The sequence below is a fragment of the Methanosarcina subterranea genome, assembly GCF_055385895.1.
This window is the reverse complement of sequence record NZ_AP042426.1, coordinates 3,249,000-3,268,504: the sequence shown is the minus strand read 5'-3', so window position 1 is coordinate 3,268,504 and position 19,505 is coordinate 3,249,000. Positions and strand designations below refer to the sequence as shown.

The following is a 19,505-nucleotide window of genomic DNA, read 5'->3' as shown; positions in this document are numbered from 1 at the left end:
CTGAGTAAGCATATGTTTTTATGCAGTCATTATGGAAAGGCCGGTCTCCTTCGTCGACCGGTGAGTGCCCCGGCTACTAGAATAACGCATTCACTAACATCTTCGGAATTTATCTAAAAAACCTAAATATAGATCAAAAAAGAAGGAAATAGAAAATAGGACTGGGCATTAATAACGATGGAATTATTATCACAAAAAATCAGCTGCAATAAATTCTGATGTGAGCTGTACATTCATTTATGTTTTTATTAAATCTATCAGTTGGTTGTAAAGAAATAGTTGGTTGTAAAGAAATTTCTTCGTAGTTACAATCTGTAGTACTTTTATCTCCTGCGTTCCACATTACGCCAGAGGGCCATCTCTTGGGTACTTCACGTCCAAAGAAAACAGCTGCACCAAATACAGGACAAGCCCATTTTTTTGATGCACCTCCAAAACCATATCTGGCGTAATAACTATCTCCTGAAGAAACTCCGCTTTTTCCTTCTTCATACTTCATATCTTTTCTGTTTGGACAAAAACAGTGTATAAGGTTTAAAATGACATCCACGTCTTTGTTTTCGTTTCCATTTTCATTTAACCCAAAAATGTCATAACAAACACTTAAATAATATCTTACGCCGTTTAGTTCAAAGACACGTGAATAACCATCTTCACCAACTAAATAACTCTCTGCTAAAGTAACGTGCCCTTTTTCTTTTTCTGTTGGATAAAATTTTCTACCTCTGGCTTGAATACCATTTTCATCTATTGCCAGAGCAATCTGATCTCCATAAAATCCATCCTTCTGGTTTCCATCTATACCAATACAGACAAAAACATTTCTTTTTTCCTTTTTAAGTAGAGGAGTTATATGTCTCACAATTTCCTTGTATGCTTTTCCTCTATCCTTACCTGCATTTATCAAACCCGCTGGAAACAGTATTATTCCATCGCCTTCAACTTTACTTAGAATATGGCATACAACATTAGATAATATTTGAAAATTAATCTCTTTTGAAATCTCTTCAGAATAACAATGTCCTCTATCTAGCTTTAAAATAACCGTTGAAATCCAATTTGAATTGTTAGTTCCTCGAGAAACTGTCTCTTCATTAGTTTCACTCAAAATATTGACCTTCCGCTTCCTCTTTGAGTAGTATTTCTAATTTCCAATAACTGTATATTATTAATAGATATTCATTTTATTTTTTCAGTAGCCTCAATAATAGCCACAACTGGGGAAAAAATTTAAGACAAATATTCCGATAGCTCCGGTAAATATCCAGCACTCACTTAGAACCTATCCGAAAAGTAGTTACCTGCTATAACTTTTACAATATACAATATGCTATACCGGAACGGATACTCTGATAGTATAGACCCGTTGTGACTTTTCAACATGCATTACTGACTTTTCGGATAGGCTCTTAGTTGGGAACCTTGAAACAAAAAAACAATAAAAACAGTGAAAATATTCATTAAATGAAAAAAGTCATCCTGCCCTCCATTAAACCAAAAGGGCAGGTAAAATTAAAAACTCAAACAATTTTATTTATCCATTACTTTCCTGTACATCCTCGCCTGGAACCCATGATATTTCGCAAACCCTTCCGCATCCTTCTGGTCAATGGTCTGGCTGTCAAACGAGACCAGGTCTTCGGAATACAGGGCATTTGGCGAGCTGCGGGCAAGGATAGTAAGTGCGCCTTTGTAGAGCTTCACTTTCACTGTGCCTGTGACCCTTTCCTGGGACTTGTCGATAATTCATTTAAAATATATTTTTCCTGCCGACGGTCTGCTTAAATCTGCCCCGAATACGTTTGTAAAGAAAAAGTTAGAAAAGCGAAATTGAAAAAACCGTGATTTTTGCATATTTAGAGAGAGTCCTTTGCAGGGTTGATCAATTTTTTAGAAATGAAAAATTGTCTTTAAAAAGACCCCATGAAATTTAGGAAAATATCACGATGTATATTACTTTTGTGTAATAGAGGCATTAAAATTCGCCAAATTTTTTGAGTTTTATTTCGACAATATTATCACTATGAGTATCTAATCTATTTGAATTAACGATGTTTCGATTATATTATTTCCTTTACCAAACATACGAAAATTGATATCAAGTTCTTCACTTTGTGGTTATATGAACTCTAAAACGAAAGAAGGTAAACTTTTCTATAAATATCAGCCAATAAATGAGCATTTGCTTGAAAATTTAGAGAACAACCAACTATATTTTAGAGACCCTCGGGATTTTAATGATCCACTTGATAGTGTAATTGATGGTTATTACGAAGGAACTAATTACGAGTGGATCAAATCTCCTAATGTTGATGACATTAGCGAAATTGAAGTGGGTATTAAAATTAGTTTTCTAAAAAGAAATGGTGAAAATATTCGATATGACATCCCAAAAATTGGTGAACACTTCGTAATTTCATATATACCCTTAACTTGTAGCTTTTCGGAAAAAAAAGATAACATTCTCATGTGGAGTCACTATGCAAATGATCACAAGGGTGTTTGTCTATGTTTTAAGTCAAAGTATAAACCATCTCCACCGAAACAAAAACCCGAATACGAATATGTACTAACTATAAATTTAGAAGATACGCCGTTATATAAAATAAGATACCAAAATGTAGCACCTAAAAAGTTAAATTTCTTAGATAAATCTTATCCTAAACGAGTACATGAGTTCATTCTAACCAAATCACTAAATTGGGAGTATGAAAAAGAATACCGAATAATATTACCAGAAGAATGGACACCAAACAAAAGTAATTTCAGAAAAGAAGAACTTGAAGGTATTATTTTCGGGTTAAATCGGACTTATAAAGGCGCCTACAAGGATGTCTGTGAAGTTTACAAAATAATAAAAGAGAATTACTTATCGAAGGGAATACACGTAGATTTCTATAGAACTGAACGCATAGTCGGTAAATACAAAGGTACATATAAAATTAGAATTGTCCAGATAGACAACATTAATAGATATTTGCAATTAGTAAAAGACGCTGAATTAAATATGCATGTGCAAATATGGAAACCAAGAAACACGACAGCTTTTATCTATGAGCGATGCCTCGATAAATATATAAAACCAACAGATAGAGAGTTATTTGAATATTTTCAAACTTGGATACCTCTTAATCCTCGGCAGATATAATAATTTGTTTTCTTTAAATGTAGATAAATTAAAAACTTACTTCTTAAATATTGTTAAATCAATATATGACTCTTGTCGTGTACTTGACAAAGGAGGCCAAGTCTTCGGAATAGAGGGCTCTCCTCCGAATACATTTGTTAAAAATAAGAAGTAACTATCAGAAATGAATCGCTGAACACGAAATGAATATCCTCCCTCATAACCAATTCAGTTTAAATATCTTTTTCCTGCCGGCGGTCTGCTTAAATCTACCCCGAATACGTTTGTTAAGATAAAGTTAAGAAAAGAGAACCAAAAACCCTTGATTTTTGCAGCTTTAGAAGGGGCATTTTGCAGGACTTTTTTAGATTAAGCAATTCCTTTTCCTCTGGGGGATTCTGATTTTACTGAAACCTGTCAACAGAATCACTTTTTCAGTGGATCTTCCCAAAACTGGACCGCCGAATACGAAATGAAAATCTTCCTTCAACGCAATTCATTTTAAATATATTTTTCCTGTCGGCGGTCTGCTCAAATCTCCCCCGAATACATTTGTGAAGATAAAGTTAAGAAAAATGAAATTAAAAAATCCGTGATTTTTGCAGCTTTAGAAGGGGCACTTTGCAGGACTTTTTTAGATTAAGCGATTCTTTTCTTCTGAAGGAGGTTTTCTAATTCAAGGACATTTTCAGATGAGTTATGGATCAAGGGAACTATAAGGAATTGGACTGCCGAATTCAAAATGAAAATCTCCCTATTCTCCCAAATCAGTTAAAATGTATTTATTCTGTCTACATTATGCCCAAATCTTTTCCTGATAGATGTATAAAGAATAAAGAAATCAAACATCCTTTTTCCCATGCTCGGATATGTAATTCTCAACAGCACGTCTTGAGCTGTGCCATGTTTTCCCTATTTTTACCGCATCCAGGCGCCCCTGCCTGGCCCGCAGGCTGAGATATTCCTGAGAATAAGGAGTTCCCACGGCAAGTTCTTTTAGAGGCAGCAGTTCATCATTTCCTCCTGAGATGGAGAGATAGAGGGTTAAGTTTTCATCTACGGCTTTTGCAATGAAATTGGCAAATAGTCTAAGGTTTCCAGCATCTGCAGCTCTAAGGGATTTGTAGTATTTTCCTCTGTCCTCTTTTTTGAGCACGACAGGAGGATAATCCCTTGAGATCAAATACAGGTTTGTGAGGAGCCGGGCTACCCGTCCGTTTCCATCGCTGAACGGATGAATTTCTACGAACCTGTGATGCAGGAAGGAAGCTGTTTCAATGGGATGTGCTTTACTCTCAGCTATTTTTCCGATAAGTTCATCCATCAGTTTTACTATCTTCGACCAATCAGGTGGAGATTTTACTGCGCCGGTTATCCTCACGTTTCTGGTACGGTATCTTCCGGCATCATCAAGTATACTTCTGGTTACAATTTCATGGATTTCCTGAATTGTAATGTGGTCTATTGCACGTTTTTTCGTTGCTAACTCTTCCATCCGGTCAAAAGCTTTTGCGTTATTGCTCGCTTCAAGGTGCTCTCGGAGAGATTTTCCGCCAATCGTCAGCCCTTCTTCCAGGACAAGTTTTGTTTCCTGAAGTGTTAGCGTATTCCCTTCTATCGCGTTCGAGTGGTAGGTGTGCACTAACCTTATCTCTTCATGGAGCCTGCCTAAAGCATCTGCCGGAATGGGCCGCATGGAGTTTAGCTGCTTCATTTTTTCATTTATTCGTGCAAGAAGTTCTTCTTGAATCAGAGAAGTATCGGTATTGGCCATAATTTAACATATCCGATATGTGCCCCCTGATATATATCGGTATCGGCAAATTTTAGAGTTATCCGATATTTCGAATTTTTTAAAATTAAATTCAATTAAAATATATTTTTCCTGCCGGCGGTCTGCTGAAATCTCCCCCGAATACGTTTGTTAAGATAAGGTTTAAAAAAGTGAAATTGAAAGACCCGTGATTTTCAGCTTTATAAGGGGCACTTTGCAGGGCTGAAAATCTTCCTCCTTACCAATTCATTTAGGAATGGCTGAAATATGACTTCAAGTTTTCACTTTGGTAATGGCTCTATAATTGCACTTAACAATATCATTAATGACAATATAGGGCATAAATGCTTGAAATTAAATTTTCATCATTCCTTAATATTTTTCCTGCCGACGGTCTGCTAAAATCTACCCCGAATATGTTTGTTAAGAAAAGTGAAATTAAAAGACTCGTGAGCTTTGCAACTTCAAAAGAGAGTACTTTCTTTATCTGTCAGTACCAGTAAATCATTATGAATCTTAGTTAAAGTAGAGAGTTATTTATCAAATTTGGCAAGAAAATTCATTTGTCTTGTTTTCTCAGGTTTAGAAATATTTCATTTGCTTTCCTGATTCCAGTTCAACTATAAGAATCTCGAGAAATAACGATTTTTTTCTTTTTCCATATATAGAGGCTTTAAAGGTTTCAATTATGAAAGTGTATGGAACTTCTTCAATTCGCCTGTTCGCCTTTGTCTGTTGACGCTTTACGAACTCAGCATTAATTTTGTTTTGGAAAGCATTTTTTTAAAAATGACAAAAGAACTATCAGAGGACAATTTTTTAATAAATATATTTATGGTCATTTTATTCTTTTCGTTTTAATCTCTGGGGACTAATGAGAAATAATGACACTATCAAGACTTAAGTGTTAAAGATTAGATAAATCATATTGGGGGAATAAATGACGAATAAAGAAAAGTTATGTTCAATGGTTTTAACTTCAACAATTTTGGTTTTCTTTTTCTTAACTTCAATATCAGCTGCAGCATCTGATGTGCAGGAAACTCGGCTCACTCAAAATGGCTCACAAGCATCCACTCCTTCTATTTATGGTGATAATGTTGTATGGTCAGACTACGTTAATGATTCAGGAATAATCCACCTGTACAACTTAACAACTTCAGAAGATGTCCAGATTAATTCATTCCATGGGAGTTGGCCCGCTATTTATGGCAACAAAGTTGTGTGGGTAGATCATCAAAGTTGTGGAAATAATGAGAATTACAACCTTTCTGTTTACGATATTTCAACAGCTGAGAAATTTCAGATTACCAAAAATGTATCTGAACATACTGTTCCTGCTATTTACGAAGATAAGATTGTATGGCATAATTCTCGAAATGGAGTCTCTGATATCTACATGTATAATCTGTCCACATCTATCGAATATCAGATCACATACAATAAAGTAGCTCTTTATCCCGCTATTTACGCTGATAGAATAGTATGGACAGAATATCAAAATGGAAACTCCAATATTTACATGTATAACTTATCTACTTCAAAAGAGATCCAGATTACCGACAGTGAACTTCCGCAGTTAGATCCCTCGATATACGGTGACAATATTGTATGGGCAGGTGATCGAGGTGGACAGCGTTACAGTCTACATCCAGATATTTACATGTACAATATCTCTACTTCCAAAATAACTCAAATTACAGATAGTGAATCAGCATCTTGGCCTAAAATATACAAGGATAACATAGTTTGGAAGGATGGTCGCAATAATAAAGGAGTTTCGTCGAATATTTACATGTACAATATTTCTATGCAAGAAGAAATTCAGATTACAACCAATGAATCAGGTCAAATGTGGCCTGCTATTTATGATGATAGGATTATATGGCAGGATTATCGCAATGGAGATAATAGAAGTGACATCTACATTTGCATTGTTCCGACAATAATAAAGTCTCCTGTCGCAAAATTTTCTGCAACTCCAGACGCAGGGTTTTCTCCGCTCTCTGTACAGTTTACAGACCTTTCAAAAAATGCGATATCAAGATCATGGGACTTTAATAATGATGGGATACCCGAATCTACAGAAAAAAACCCTGTTCATACATACACCGATCCTGGAAACTATACCGTTAATCTGACAGTAAGCGATGCAAATACTACTGACTCAAAATTATCTACAGTCTTAGTATTTCCTGAGCATCTCTTAGATAACCAACTCGTCCTAACAGAGACCCAAATTAGCACAGGTGGGGAGGCTACGTATGGTTTTTCTCCTGCAATTTACGGGGACAAAATAGTTTGGCAGGATTCTCGCAATCATTTTGACAATCAAGATACGGATGATATCTATATGTACAATCTCTCCAGTAAAAAAGAGACCCGAGTAACCACTCCGACTGACGGATTAACAGGTATACCTGATATTTATGGTGACAGGATAGTGTGGTTAGATTGGCGCAATGGAAGGAATATATACATTTACAATATCTCCACTTCTAATAGATCTCAAATCTCCGTCGATGAATCAGCAAGTATTCCTTCAATTTATGACGACAAAATTGTATGGGCAGATGCTCGTAATGGAAAACGTCATATATACGTTTATAATGTCTCCAATTCCAAAGAAACCTGGATTACTACTAATGAATCAGTCCCGGGAGGTTTTGATATCTACGACGACAAGATAATTTGGCAGGATTTCCGCAATGGAACAAACTATGAAAGTAGCGATATCTACATGTATAATTTCTCTACTTCCAAAGAAACTCAAATTACTACCGGCAGATCAGTGTACAATCCTAAAATCTACGGTGATAGGATAATTTGGCAAGATTATCGCGAGGAGGACCGCCCTACTCACGTATACGATACTTCCAATTCTACAGAAATCCAGATAAGCTTCCCGATTAGAGGATCAACGGCTGAACCTGACATCTATGAAGATAGGATAGTGTATGCAGATTGGCGTAATGGAAATTCTGATATTTTCATGTATAACCTTTCCACTCAGAAAGAAATTCAGATTACCACTAATAAATCAGATCAGAATTATCCTGCAATATACGGGAACAGAATAGTGTGGCGGAATTATGGCAAATATGATACCGATGTTTACATGTGTACCATTTCATTAAAAGAACCGAGAATACCTGATGCAAATTTCAGCGCCAATGTTACAAGTGGCTGTTATCCTCTTTCTGTACAATTTACAGATTTATCAGAAAATGCAACAGAATGGAAATGGGATTTTGGAGACAATACATACTCAGCAGACAGCAATCCTGTACATACATACAATAAAGCCGGAGGCTATACCGTCAGTTTAGTAGTCAAAAATGAAAACGGAACAGATACGGAAGAAAGATCTAAATATATCTCGGTATCCAGCCCGAATGATAAAAACGATTAAAACAAGAAGGCAGGTAACTGGTCAAATCTGGCTAAATAAATCGAATATATCCACTTGCCAGATTTGAAATTTACATTTTTGTTTACTGTTTTTCGGCGAGAAGTGTCCTGAATCGATCCTTCACTTTTATAACATCATTTGGGTTTCTCATGATAATTTTTTCATATATTGTCTCAAATCCCCTACCTCGAATACATTTATAAGAAAAAGGTTAAGAAAAGAAAACCAAAAACTCGTGATTTTTGTAATTTTAGAAGGGCACTCTGCAGGGCTTCTTTAGATTAAGCGATTCTTTTCCTCTGAGGAGAGTTTTTTGATTCAAGTGATGTTTTTCAAGTGAATTATGGATCAAGGAAAGCCGTCAGAAAACTGGACCGCCAAATACGAAATGAAAATCTTCCCCCATCCCCAATCAGTTGAAATATATTTTTCCTGCCGGCGGTCTGCTTAAATCTTCCCCGAAAACGTTTGTTAAGGTAAAGTTAAAAAAGAGAACCAAAAACCCGTGATTTTTACAGCTTTAGAAGGGGCACTTTGCAGGGCTTCTTTAGATTAAGCGATTCTTTACCTCTCGGGGAGATTTTTTGATTTAAGGGACTTTTTCAAGTTGATTATAGACTAAAGAAAGTAGCCAGAAAATGGATCGCTTAATAAGAGGTGAAAATTTCTCCTTATCCTTTCCAGGTAACTCAAAATTGATTCGAAAAAGGTAAGTTGGAGTCATCCATCTACATGTCTTTTATATGATTCTGAAATATCTGTTATTATGGTTGACACGCCCGAAAATTTACCCGGTTGGGTAATTTGGCTTATTATTATATTTGCTATTCTCACAATTTTGGTAAAATGGGTATTACCTGTTATAAACTCCTAATTCTGAGACAGATACATGGCAATTTAAAATTCAGATAAATAAGCATGAACTCATTAGAAACTAAAATTTAGTGTCTTCCTTCTAATATTTTTTAAACATTTCTTCAATTTTAAGTATTCAGAAGTATCCGAAAATGGACCGCTGAATATGGAATGAAAACTCTTCTTATAATTCCAATTCTTGGGAAATATATTTTTCCTGCCGGCGGTCTGCTTAAATCTCCCCCGAATACGTTTGTAAGATAATGTTAAGAAAAGAGAACAAAAAAACCGTGATTTTCGCAGCTTTAGAAGGGGCACTTTTCAGGGCTTCTTTAGATTAATCGATTCGTTTTCCTGGGGGAGGTATTTCTCATTCAAGCGACGTTTTTCAGAGGAATTATGGATTAAGGAAAGCTGTCAGAAACAGGACAGCTGAACAAGAAATGAAAAATCTTTCCCGAGCACTTTTATATGTCAAGGGAGAGACCCATGATTTTTATATACTATATGAAAAATTTACGTGATAGACAGTTCTTGATTTCAATCATATCTACGAATCGATAAAAGATTTTAGATATTTCAATGTCCTTATTGCCTACATTTTTATAGAATGTAAGTATAAATATTCAGGTCGTATTTATTCGGTGATTTATCTTTTAAGGTACTAGAAGGCATTAGGATGGTTTTAGGCAATAGAAATGAAAACTTTCCAGATTTTAAAAAAGGTAAGCTAAGGTCATTTATTTTATCAATTATCTCTTCAATTACACGTTCATTTAAAAGAATTTATGAAATATGCACAACTGAAATTATGGAAGTCCGAAATAAAATTTTAAAAATTGAAAAAGGAACCATAAGTGAAGAAGTAATAGGAAATATTGAAAAAGATATATCTGAATTGTATTTAAAGCATGAACAATACAATACAAGAAAGGAGACTTATCTGACTTATCATGAACGGAAGGACTTAATTTATACTTGCGAAAAATGCCTAACTACCTGTTATTCTTTTAAAAATCGAAGTAAACTTTTCGATGAGACATCAAATTATTTTGTTAAAAAATCAATAAAAGAATTATCCTATTTGTCGAGCGAGTTTGAGGGATATAATAATGAAGAGTTAATACAACAAAGAATCAAGATGTATGATTACTTATTCCAGAAATCTTCTTTTCCTCTAGATAACTCACAAAAAAGAGCGATCGTGACTGATGATACACATAATCTGGTTGTAGCAGGTGCTGGTTCTGGAAAAACTGAAGTCTTAATCACAAGAACTGCTTATCTGACGGAAAGAACACCAGATAAGGTTGATGCGAAAAAGATACTCATTCTTGCCTATCAGAATAAAGCTGCTGAAGAGGTTAAAAAAAGACTTAAAGAAAGGTTTGGTATTGAAGAGACAGAAGTCAGAACTTTTCATTCATTGGGAAAGAAAGTCTTGGAAGAAGGGAAAAAACTTTCTGGAAAAGAAATTCCCAAATTAAAGTTTTCAGGTTTTAATTTTGACAAAGAATTTTCAAATTACACTGATCATTTATTCAACCTTAGAAAGACAAATGAAGATTTCCAGAGGAAAATTGTAGACTATATGAGATTATACAATGACAATGAGATAATAAAGAGCCATGAGGACTTTGAAAAAAAGGAAGAGTTTTACAAATACATGGCGAATTTAACATATACAGCTCTTGACGGAACTGAGGTCAGAAGTGAGGCTGAAAGAGCTATATTGAACTTTTTTATAAGTCACAACCTGAATGGAGAAAGAATAAAAATACTTTATGAAGATCCCGCTAAATGGATGGCATATAACGATTCTAACGGTAAAAAGAAGACTCCAAAGCCCGATTTTTTCTTTCCAGATTATGATATTTACCTTGAGCTTTGGGCAATAGACAAAAACGGAAAAGTGCCAGACTGGTTTGAAGGTAAAAATGCATCAGAAGAATACAAACTCGGAATGAAGAGAAAAAAAGAGAAGTTTGCACAGCAGGATAAATATTCTCTTGTCGAAATCGCAAGTTATGAATTAAAAGGGGAGAAATTTGAGGAAATTTTAATTGAAAGAATGACAACGGCATTAAAAATAAAGTATCCTAATAAAGATTTTGAATTCACCCCTGTTCCTTATGATCAACTTATCAGTAGAGTGAATTACGGATGTAAAGAGTCTTTAAGAGGTCTTTCTTTCAACGTCAGCCGATTCATAACAATTGCTAAAACGTACAATCTGCCTCCAGAGAATATCAAGCAAAGGTTACGAAGTGAAAGATGGTCTGCAAAACAAGAGTCTTTTGCTAGGATTGCGTTAGATGTCTATGAGCTTTATGAAAACGAATTGAGAGATGAAAACAAGATTGACTTTGCTGATATGATCAATCTTGCTGTAAAAGAACTGAAAGAGAATCAGGAATTATATAGAAATTCTTTTGCCCAAATTTTAATTGACGAATATCAGGACATAAGCGCTCAGAGATATGAGCTTATACGCGAACTTATGAACAAAAATAATGGGTGTAAATTGTTCTGCGTGGGCGATGATTGGCAGAGCATTATGGGTTTTTCAGGTTCTGACCTTGATTTTTTTGTCAACTTCCATGAATACTTCGATCATCCAGCCAGAACCGATCTTTCCATAAATTACAGAAGCTGTAAGTCCATAGTGGATACAGGTGCTGAAATTATAAAATATAATAGAGGCTCACAGATCGAGAAAGATACTTTTGCTAAGAATACTGCTGATAATCCCATAAGAATATATGTCTCAAAATATAGTCGAAGATCAACAAATCTGTACTATTCTCAAATTGCTAGTCATTGCGTTTATTCAATAAAGCATTATCTTGATGATGGTTATGAGGCAAAAGATATTTTACTTCTATCAAGAATTGGAAAAAATCTTAAGATGAAGAATATGTTAATGGAATATGCTAAAACTCAAGATGTCCCTCTTTCTTTTGATGGAAGTAAAAACCCCAATAAAATACCTTTTATGACAGTGCATAAAAGCAAAGGTTTACAGGCAAAAGTTGTTTTCCTGCTGGATGTGGTGGAAGACTTATACGGTTTTCCCTGCGAAATAGAAAATCCCGATATTTTCGAACCAGCAATTCTTTCACGTAAAAGAGATAGATACGAGGAGGAAAGGAGACTCTTTTACGTTGCTGTGACGAGGGCTATGAATGACCTGATAATTTATACTCGAAAAGATTCGGTAAGCAAATTTATACACGAAATTGAAAACAAGGTTACTTTTTATGAACTTGGGGACTAAATTAAAGTTATCAGAACTTTTTAATTCTCAGGATTCATTACAACTATTCAATTCAATAAAAATATATTTTTCCTGCCGGCGGTCTGCTTAAATCTCACCCAAACACGTTTGTAAGATAAAGTTAAGAAAAGAGAACTTGAAAACCCGTGATTTTTGCAGATTTAGAAGGAGAACTTTGCAAGATTGATAAGTTTTACTTTATCGATATAGTTTTACGTAGGGCAGTTTTAGAGTCGCCAATTTTTTCTTGCTTAAGAACGGGTATCCTAATTATAAAACGGACTTTCCGCAGATTTCTTCAAAAAAATAACATTTTTCTTGCTATCGTTTTTGGAGAATTATTTGAAAATCTGCAGTTATTATCTCAACTGAAGCTTCGGGGATGTGAACTGAAAGTATTTCAATGAAGGCAAAAGGTCGAAAATTGTGGGATATTTCAAAAACACATGTTTGAATAACCAGGGCAATTTTCAGAAAAAACGATAGCAGGAAAAAATTGTGAAAATTGGACAAACATCTGCGGAAAGTGGGATAAAATAATTCATTCACCTTTTTCTGATCTATACGCATCAAGTGTACTCTGAGAACTTTCTGACCATTTTTTCAATTCTAAGGAGATGGATTCCATTGTAGCATGATGTTTTTTGAATTTTTCGGTCTTTCTATATTTTCCATCATTATATTCAAGATAGTCTTTTAGATGTTTATCAATTAAAAGATTCATTTGATTTTCTACTTTATTCATCAATGACTTTTTTTGCGTAACGCTGGTTACGTTTGCCAATCTTTCTAATCCTTCGTCCACTATTTGAATAAGAGTCATTCCTTCACATGACGGATCAAATAATTTCATTACAATATCAATTAATCCTCTTCTAATTTCACCACTCTTTGAAGCCATCTCAGGAACTAAAGTTATTGGTATTTGAGGAAGTTTTGATAAATCAGTCCCTTCTGCTTTGTTAAGATAATTAGCGAGGGTTGTATTTTTTAAACAATGTGAATTTTCTATTTGTAATACATCTTTGATTATCAGCTTACATACATGGCCATCTGGCACAGATTCTAACCTGCCTGATAAGATATCTGGTTCAGTATCATGAACGATGAGACCATGTTGATTTAGGTATCGTGGATCTGCTCTCCTATATTTTTCGAAATTGTGTTCTTTAGAATTCGGACTTGTTGTTAACTCTAAAATTACCCATCCATCATTTCCACTAGATATAATATCTGGAGAAATATCTTCACCAGCGTTTGTTAAGAATGGTTGTTCGACAACGTATTTATCAAAACCTGCAGACTTGAATGGCCCTGCAAAATTCTTATATTTGTGGAATAACTGAATCCCATTCCTCCACAATACAATCCTATCATCTGATTTAGACAAAAATCTCTACCCCATCATGATATATTGAAGTCCTACCAGCACTGTTTTCTCCCTGGATGGTAGCAATCCGGGGTGCGGCATTCACGCAACCTTTTCCAGGAACGGTGAGATAAGCGAAATCCAGTCCTACGTCAAGTAAAACACGATCCCATGTATGCAGATCTAGACCTTTAAATCGCTTAAAATCATCTCCACTTTCAATTTCAACTAACCATAATTTCATCTCACCTGTTCCTTTCAAAACCTTCTGTGAAAAAGCATTCAAATTAATTTCTTGACTAAAATTAATTTCAAAAGCACCCATTGATGCATCACGAAGTTTTGTGGCGGCTACTAAAGAATCAAAATATTTATTCGCCATTTCAGAAATTGTCAACAATGTCTCATCAATATCATTTGCTCTGTTTATAGTAACTTTTCCATTACTATACCATTCAGCTGACATTGTTAGGTGTCCTTCTGTTCTTTTATCCCATCTTGAACTATGGATCGCAAAATTTTGTTTAGCGCTTTTGATTATATTGTCTAAGCCTAGGATAGATCTATTTGGCCTATACCATGCTTTTAAACTAAAATTACCTGCCTCTTCTTTCGGATGAAGACTATCTGAGAATTTAAATCCATAACCTCTGGGCATCCAAGATTCCTTTTTTTCCCAATAAAGAAGATGCTTTCGAGATAACCAGCAATTATCAAGGCCTTTTTTGCTTTCAATCCACTTAGTTATGATGTGGTCTGAAGTTTTGGCATCCAATAGACTGTAAATTATCCAAACCCTTTCCAAACCTGAATTCAAAAATAATTTGTTCGGATATTTACCTGCTGTATTTACGTACCAATTAGAAACATCTAGACTTTTCCAACGTCCATCAGGAGCTTCAATCTCTCCTATTTCAAAATTACTTTCTATTAAATATGCTTTCAGCTGCTTGAAAGCAGATTGTCCTTCTTCCTCCATTGATTCTACATTTTTATCAAACCCATCCTGAACTAATTTTTTGAATTCTTCAAGTGTAAATATAGTTGCAATGGTCCTATCCCCTTTAATGCATTCAATTTTAGTACACAATTATATATGATCTAGATAGAAAGAAGCCCTTTAATTAATTCAGATTATAGTTTTGATATCTCTCATACTGATTTATGGTTTCTGTATGTTCAAATTCATTTATGTCTTTTACTATTTTTCAGTTAAATATGCTTTTATCCAGCCCAAATAAAACCCAAGTAAGTTATTTTTAACGATTAATCTTATGAAAGACCATCGATTTTTAGGATAACAGATATTTTTGATTATTCCTTCAATTCCTTTGCGACTATTGCTAAAATTTCTGTAATATGAGACGGCATCGGAACCCCAAAAACAGCCAAAAACATCATTGGTATAACAAAATCTATAATTCCTTTAGCGGCATAACCAACAACTATCTCTTTAGTTACATCTTTCCCAAATGCCTTTGTGGGATTTTTTACTTTCTCTAGTAGTGATCTGAGTTTAGATATACTTCTTTTCGACTCTTCCTTTTCATTTTCAGGTGCAGAAGAGCTGTCTGTTTCTTTGATTAATGCAGTTTCATCTTTGAGTAATTCTTCAAGGAAACGTTCTATAGCTTTAGAATCTCCTTTTTTAGTCAGTTCAAGAAGTTTTTCTGAAAAGCTCCTTATTTGTTCCCCTTCTCTTCCTCCAATCTCAGTAGAAAGCTCGTCCAGCTTTTCAAAGCCTATATTTAGTTCTTCTTGAATTTTATCTAACTTATTTAGAATTGTAGTTGAATTTTCGTCAATTTTTTTACCTACTGAAGCAATATCTTGCCTAATTCCATCAATTCCTCTCTCTACAACTCCCTCTGAAACCACTTTTATTGTTGGAATTTCTCCAATAATGAAACTTAAAAGTTGGAATTTCTTAGTAAGATCTGTTTCATTCCTCATTAACCCAATTTTATGGAGAAGATATTCATTTTCAGGATGACTTTGAACTTTTCCTCTAAGAGAATAAGAAATATCTTCTATGTATTCTGCCATGTCTGTAGGATTACTTACTTCCCATTTCTGAACTTCCCGACTGACAGCACATGCAATTTCTTCTGTATCAGTACCTTGAGATTCTCGGCACGCTGTCTTTGCTTTTTCTTGAATTTCTTCGAGAAGATCTTTAAAATTAGCACCGTTACAGTACAGCCTGAACCCACATTCCATACAGAGTTCAGGGTCATCTGTTTCCTTAAACCCATGCTCATAATCATGGGCAATATTTCGTGCAGTTTGGACCATTGCACTGATTGCTCCACTGTCAAGGGGACTTACCCTGCCTTCAGTACTCCTGTACTCCCCGTCTTCCTGCAACTCAAAACTCCTGGGTTTTTCCATGGCCAGCATGTCAAGTGTGAGCCTCTTCACCTGGTATTCCGGATGCATGTGCTTAAAACCTTTAGTATATAGCAAAAGCTGCCTTGAACGGTCTTCGGGGCTCACATCGTATTTACCAGTTTTATAATCGATTATTTCAACCTCTTTCCTGGAAGAGTCAAGTAAATCAACTCTGTCAATTTTTCCTTTGAAAACGAAATCTTCTATAGGAACCGTAAACCATTTTTCAACCATAAGATTATTTGAAATCCGGTCTTTATTGCGGAGCCAGAAAACTTCAAAAAGAGGGAAAGTTGATTCCAGATCTACATACATCCAATCAGTCTTATTATGAAGAGTTTCAGCTATCTCGTAAAGTGCCTGCTTTTCCGAAACTTTTTCTTTAACTGCAATCTCAAGCACCTCATGCACGAAACTTCCCTTTGCCATGACTCCTGTTAAATCTTCGTTCTTCCGGCTTGGCATTCGCAAGATTTCCTGCAATTCATACTGCTTAGGACAATTTTCATATGCCTTCAAAGCAGAAAAGCTGAAACTGAGTTCTTCCGGATTGAACTTCAAGATGTTGCTTCCGGTCTTTATTTTTGTGAAAATCTTTTCCGCTTTTTCAGCCGGATCTATCAGGCTCCAATTTTGCTGGATTTCTTCAAGATAGTTCTTACATCCGCCATCTTTTAGAGCTCTGTATAACATCAGGTAGTGTACAGATTCCTTAAGATCCTTATCAAGGGCTCCAATAAGCAGTTGGATACACCTATTTTTCTCCCTTTCAAGTTCGTTGTCTCTTACAAGTCCTGTAGTTTTGATCTCAAGGTCTCTCCGGTAGGACAGGTCGAGAGCATCAAAAGGTGTCTCCATTTCTATGTTAGTGCCTGCTTCCCTGTCCAGAGGAGTTTCAAGATCCCGCCAGTGGTCATATCCAATTTCCATCAAAAACTCGGAAGGCTCCCGCTCCTTGCCGCCGTATTCAAGAGAAAGCGAAATTATCAGGTCTTCTTTTGCTCTTGTAAATGCCACGTAACAGAGCCTGCGCTCTTCTTCAAATCTTATTTCTTTTTTCCGTTCCTTAATCGCCTTCTCAAGCTCTGTTTCACTTAACTGCGCTGAGAAAAGGTCACGGTACTGTTCCATCATTTCCAACGGAATCAGAAAATCTGGCCCACCCCTTAATAGAGGGAATTTGTCTTTTGCCATGCTAGTCACAAAAACGACCCTGAATTCAAGCCCTCTTGCTGCATGGATGTTCATCAGGCTTACAGCATCATCTTCCCTGATCTTTGCAGATGCGGGGTTGCCACCCATTTCGTCTAGAATCTCAAGGTAATCGATGAAGCCAAAAAACTCTTTGTTATGAAATTGCTCAAAATTCTTCGCAATTTCATGCAGATTTCGGAGGTTTAGGAGAGCCTCCTTAGCTCTCAGAGTATCCAGCCTGTTAAGGTATCTAACAAGTTCACTGAGGTCGTAAATTTCAAGTAAAAGGTCGGAAGCGTCCAGTAATTTTTTCTCGTTAAGAATCCTGATTATTTCCTTCACTTTTTCAACAGTAGCGCATCCTTTTTCACTTAATTCTATCTCATCGAGATGGTTGTAGATGGCTTCCTGAAAAGAAATTTTATTTTTCTTAATGTATTCCCTTATCATGCCAGAATCGCTTTTATCGAGGCTATTATTGTAGCGAAAGATCCGCCACCACGCCTCCGTCCATCTGGGAGTAAGATCCATAAGGTTATTTAGTATATAAAAATAGGAAAGTACAATCTTTATTTCAGGCTGCCTCAAATAATCGGCTTCGTTTTTCACAATTATAGGGATTTCATGCTTTTGGAGAGCCTGCTTTATCAGCCTTCCCTGATTATGGGTGCGGTAAAGCACTGTAATTTCTCTTAGGGGGATACCTTTTTCGATATAAGATCCGATCTGTTCGACTATTTTTCGTGCTTCCTCCACATCATTTTTTGTTTCTTGGATGACTACATTTTTGCCCTCGTGATCATTGCAGTTTTTGAAAAGCAGACACTCACTTTTTCTATCCTCGGGATAGTTATGTGAAATCAGCCTGTGAACGACCTTTAAGATCTTATTTGTCGACCTGAAACTCGTATCAAGGAATACAATATCTTTTTCTGATATCCCAAACTGTTTTTTAAACTCTTCAATATTGTTTGAATATGCCCCCCGAAAGGCATAAATGCTCTGGTTTGCATCTGCAACCACTGTGATATTTTGCTCCCTTGCAGTAAGGTGTTTGATAAGTTCGAACTGCATGTAATTGGTGTCCTGAAACTCATCTACAATGATATGGGTATAGGTATCATTCAACTCTGCTGTGCCATATGTATTAAGGAAATCAAGGGTAATCCTGTTAAGATCCCCGTAATCAAGGCAATTTAGGGTTTTCTTCCTCTCTTCATAGTTTTCCCAGGCATAGATGAAATCAGCATATCTCTGGTATCCATCATAAAGTCCGATAAATTCCTGCCAGTTTTTCTTCACATCTTTCAGGGCTTTTTGCTGATCTTTGCCTTTTAAATGAAATGTGTTCAAGTTTACCTTGCATTCGGTATAAAACTGCTCCAACATACTTTCTTCAGTAAAATAAAGCAGGAACTCCTTCTTCGCTTCAAGATAATCTTTAAAATTACTAATCGAAATGTTGAAATCCTTTGCCTTTGCGATTGTGCCGGAATATAAAGCTGCATTTCTCAAAGTTGTGCCCAATCCCTTATAAAACAGAATAGCTGCATCAATATCTTCAAAGATAGTGAATTTTTCCGAGACCCCACACTTTTCAGAATTATCTCTTATCAATTCGGCGCAGAAAGCATGAAAGGTACTCACCTTCACATACGCTTCCTGCCCCAAGAGTTCATAGATTTTCTTTTCCATATTTCTGACAGTTTCCCTTGAAAAAGTAAGGGCAAGAATCTTTTTCGGCTTAATCCCCTGTTTTTTGATCATGCAGGCAATTTTGCCAGTAATGGTTGTGGTCTTGCCTGTGCCTGCCCCTGCAAGAATTAATAAAGGACCTGAAGCGTGTTCAACTGCTTCTTTTTGCCTGAGAGTTAGGGTTTTGAGAAATTCTTCGAACATGAAGATGCCATGAAAAAGTTATTTTTATTTTTATGTTAAAGAAGTGAAGTCTATAAAAATATTTGTATATTCAATTCTATAAAGTCTATGGTTAATAAATATTATTTTTAGAATTAAGATAGTCATTAAAAATAAACGCACTCAGTCACTGTTTTATTGGAGAAAAATAACGATTTATCTAATCTTGGGTCGTGTCCTTGAGTTATT

The 19,505-nt window shown here is 35.6% G+C and carries 8 protein-coding genes and 1 pseudogene; 3 read left to right on the top strand and 6 right to left on the bottom strand.

From position 1 onward, the window contains the following. Positions 1-199: 199 nt before the first annotated feature. Entirely contained in the window at positions 200-1,108 is a 909-nt protein-coding gene (locus tag ACZ5A8_RS14155; protein WP_464529815.1) for a carbon-nitrogen hydrolase family protein, read from the bottom strand. A gap of 422 nt (positions 1,109-1,530) precedes the next feature. Beyond that, positions 1,531-1,743, bottom strand: a pseudogene (locus tag ACZ5A8_RS14150) (argininosuccinate synthase); the annotation flags it as partial. 379 nt (positions 1,744-2,122) lie between these two features. On the opposite strand from ACZ5A8_RS14150, the gene ACZ5A8_RS14145 reads away from it, so the two are divergent. Further along, positions 2,123-3,148, top strand: coding sequence for a DUF2971 domain-containing protein (locus ACZ5A8_RS14145; RefSeq protein WP_464529814.1), 1,026 nt, complete (start codon positions 2,123-2,125; stop codon positions 3,146-3,148). Between the two features lie 820 nt (positions 3,149-3,968). Here ACZ5A8_RS14145 and ACZ5A8_RS14140 read toward each other — a convergent pair. After that, positions 3,969-4,901 carry a Fic family protein gene (locus tag ACZ5A8_RS14140; RefSeq protein ID WP_464529813.1) on the bottom strand — a complete coding sequence of 311 codons (933 nt, stop codon included), beginning with the start codon at positions 4,899-4,901 and terminating at the stop codon, positions 3,969-3,971. Positions 4,902-5,841: 940 nt separating this feature from the next. Here ACZ5A8_RS14140 and ACZ5A8_RS14135 point away from each other — a divergent pair. Together ACZ5A8_RS14135 and ACZ5A8_RS14130 are read left to right on the top strand one after the other, a co-directional pair. Next, positions 5,842-8,313, top strand: coding sequence for a PKD domain-containing protein (locus ACZ5A8_RS14135; RefSeq protein ID WP_464529811.1), 2,472 nt, complete (start codon positions 5,842-5,844; stop codon positions 8,311-8,313). A 1,534-nt stretch (positions 8,314-9,847) separates the two neighbouring features. Continuing rightward, positions 9,848-12,445 carry a UvrD-helicase domain-containing protein gene (locus ACZ5A8_RS14130; RefSeq protein WP_464529810.1) on the top strand — a complete coding sequence of 866 codons (2,598 nt, stop codon included), beginning with the start codon at positions 9,848-9,850 and terminating at the stop codon, positions 12,443-12,445. Between the two features lie 541 nt (positions 12,446-12,986). On the opposite strand, the gene ACZ5A8_RS14125 is transcribed toward ACZ5A8_RS14130, so the two are convergent. The 3 genes from ACZ5A8_RS14125 to ACZ5A8_RS14115 all read right to left on the bottom strand — a co-directional run bounded on the left by ACZ5A8_RS14125 (position 12,987) and on the right by ACZ5A8_RS14115 (position 19,298). Then, positions 12,987-13,835, bottom strand: coding sequence for a hypothetical protein (locus ACZ5A8_RS14125; RefSeq protein ID WP_464529808.1), 849 nt, complete (start codon positions 13,833-13,835; stop codon positions 12,987-12,989). Next, positions 13,828-14,904: a hypothetical protein gene (locus tag ACZ5A8_RS14120; protein WP_464529807.1), complete on the bottom strand. Its 1,077-nt coding sequence runs from the start codon at positions 14,902-14,904 to the stop codon at positions 13,828-13,830. Before ACZ5A8_RS14120 ends, ACZ5A8_RS14125 begins: the two co-directional genes overlap by 8 nt. A gap of 224 nt (positions 14,905-15,128) precedes the next feature. Continuing rightward, positions 15,129-19,298, bottom strand: coding sequence for an ATP-dependent helicase (locus tag ACZ5A8_RS14115; RefSeq protein WP_464529805.1), 4,170 nt, complete (start codon positions 19,296-19,298; stop codon positions 15,129-15,131). Between the last annotated feature and the right edge of the window lie 207 nt (positions 19,299-19,505).

What these genes read in the sequence shown, in the direction of transcription:
- ACZ5A8_RS14135 (WP_464529811.1), top strand. Translation starts at nt 5,842, where the DNA reads ATGACGAATAAAGAAAAGTTATGTTCAATGGTTTTAACTTCAACAATT.
- ACZ5A8_RS14145 (WP_464529814.1), top strand. Translation starts at nt 2,123, where the DNA reads ATGAACTCTAAAACGAAAGAAGGTAAACTTTTCTATAAATATCAGCCA.
- ACZ5A8_RS14115 (WP_464529805.1), bottom strand. Translation starts at nt 19,298, where the DNA reads ATGTTCGAAGAATTTCTCAAAACCCTAACTCTCAGGCAAAAAGAAGCA.
- ACZ5A8_RS14140 (WP_464529813.1), bottom strand. Translation starts at nt 4,901, where the DNA reads ATGGCCAATACCGATACTTCTCTGATTCAAGAAGAACTTCTTGCACGA.
- ACZ5A8_RS14130 (WP_464529810.1), top strand. Translation starts at nt 9,848, where the DNA reads ATGGTTTTAGGCAATAGAAATGAAAACTTTCCAGATTTTAAAAAAGGT.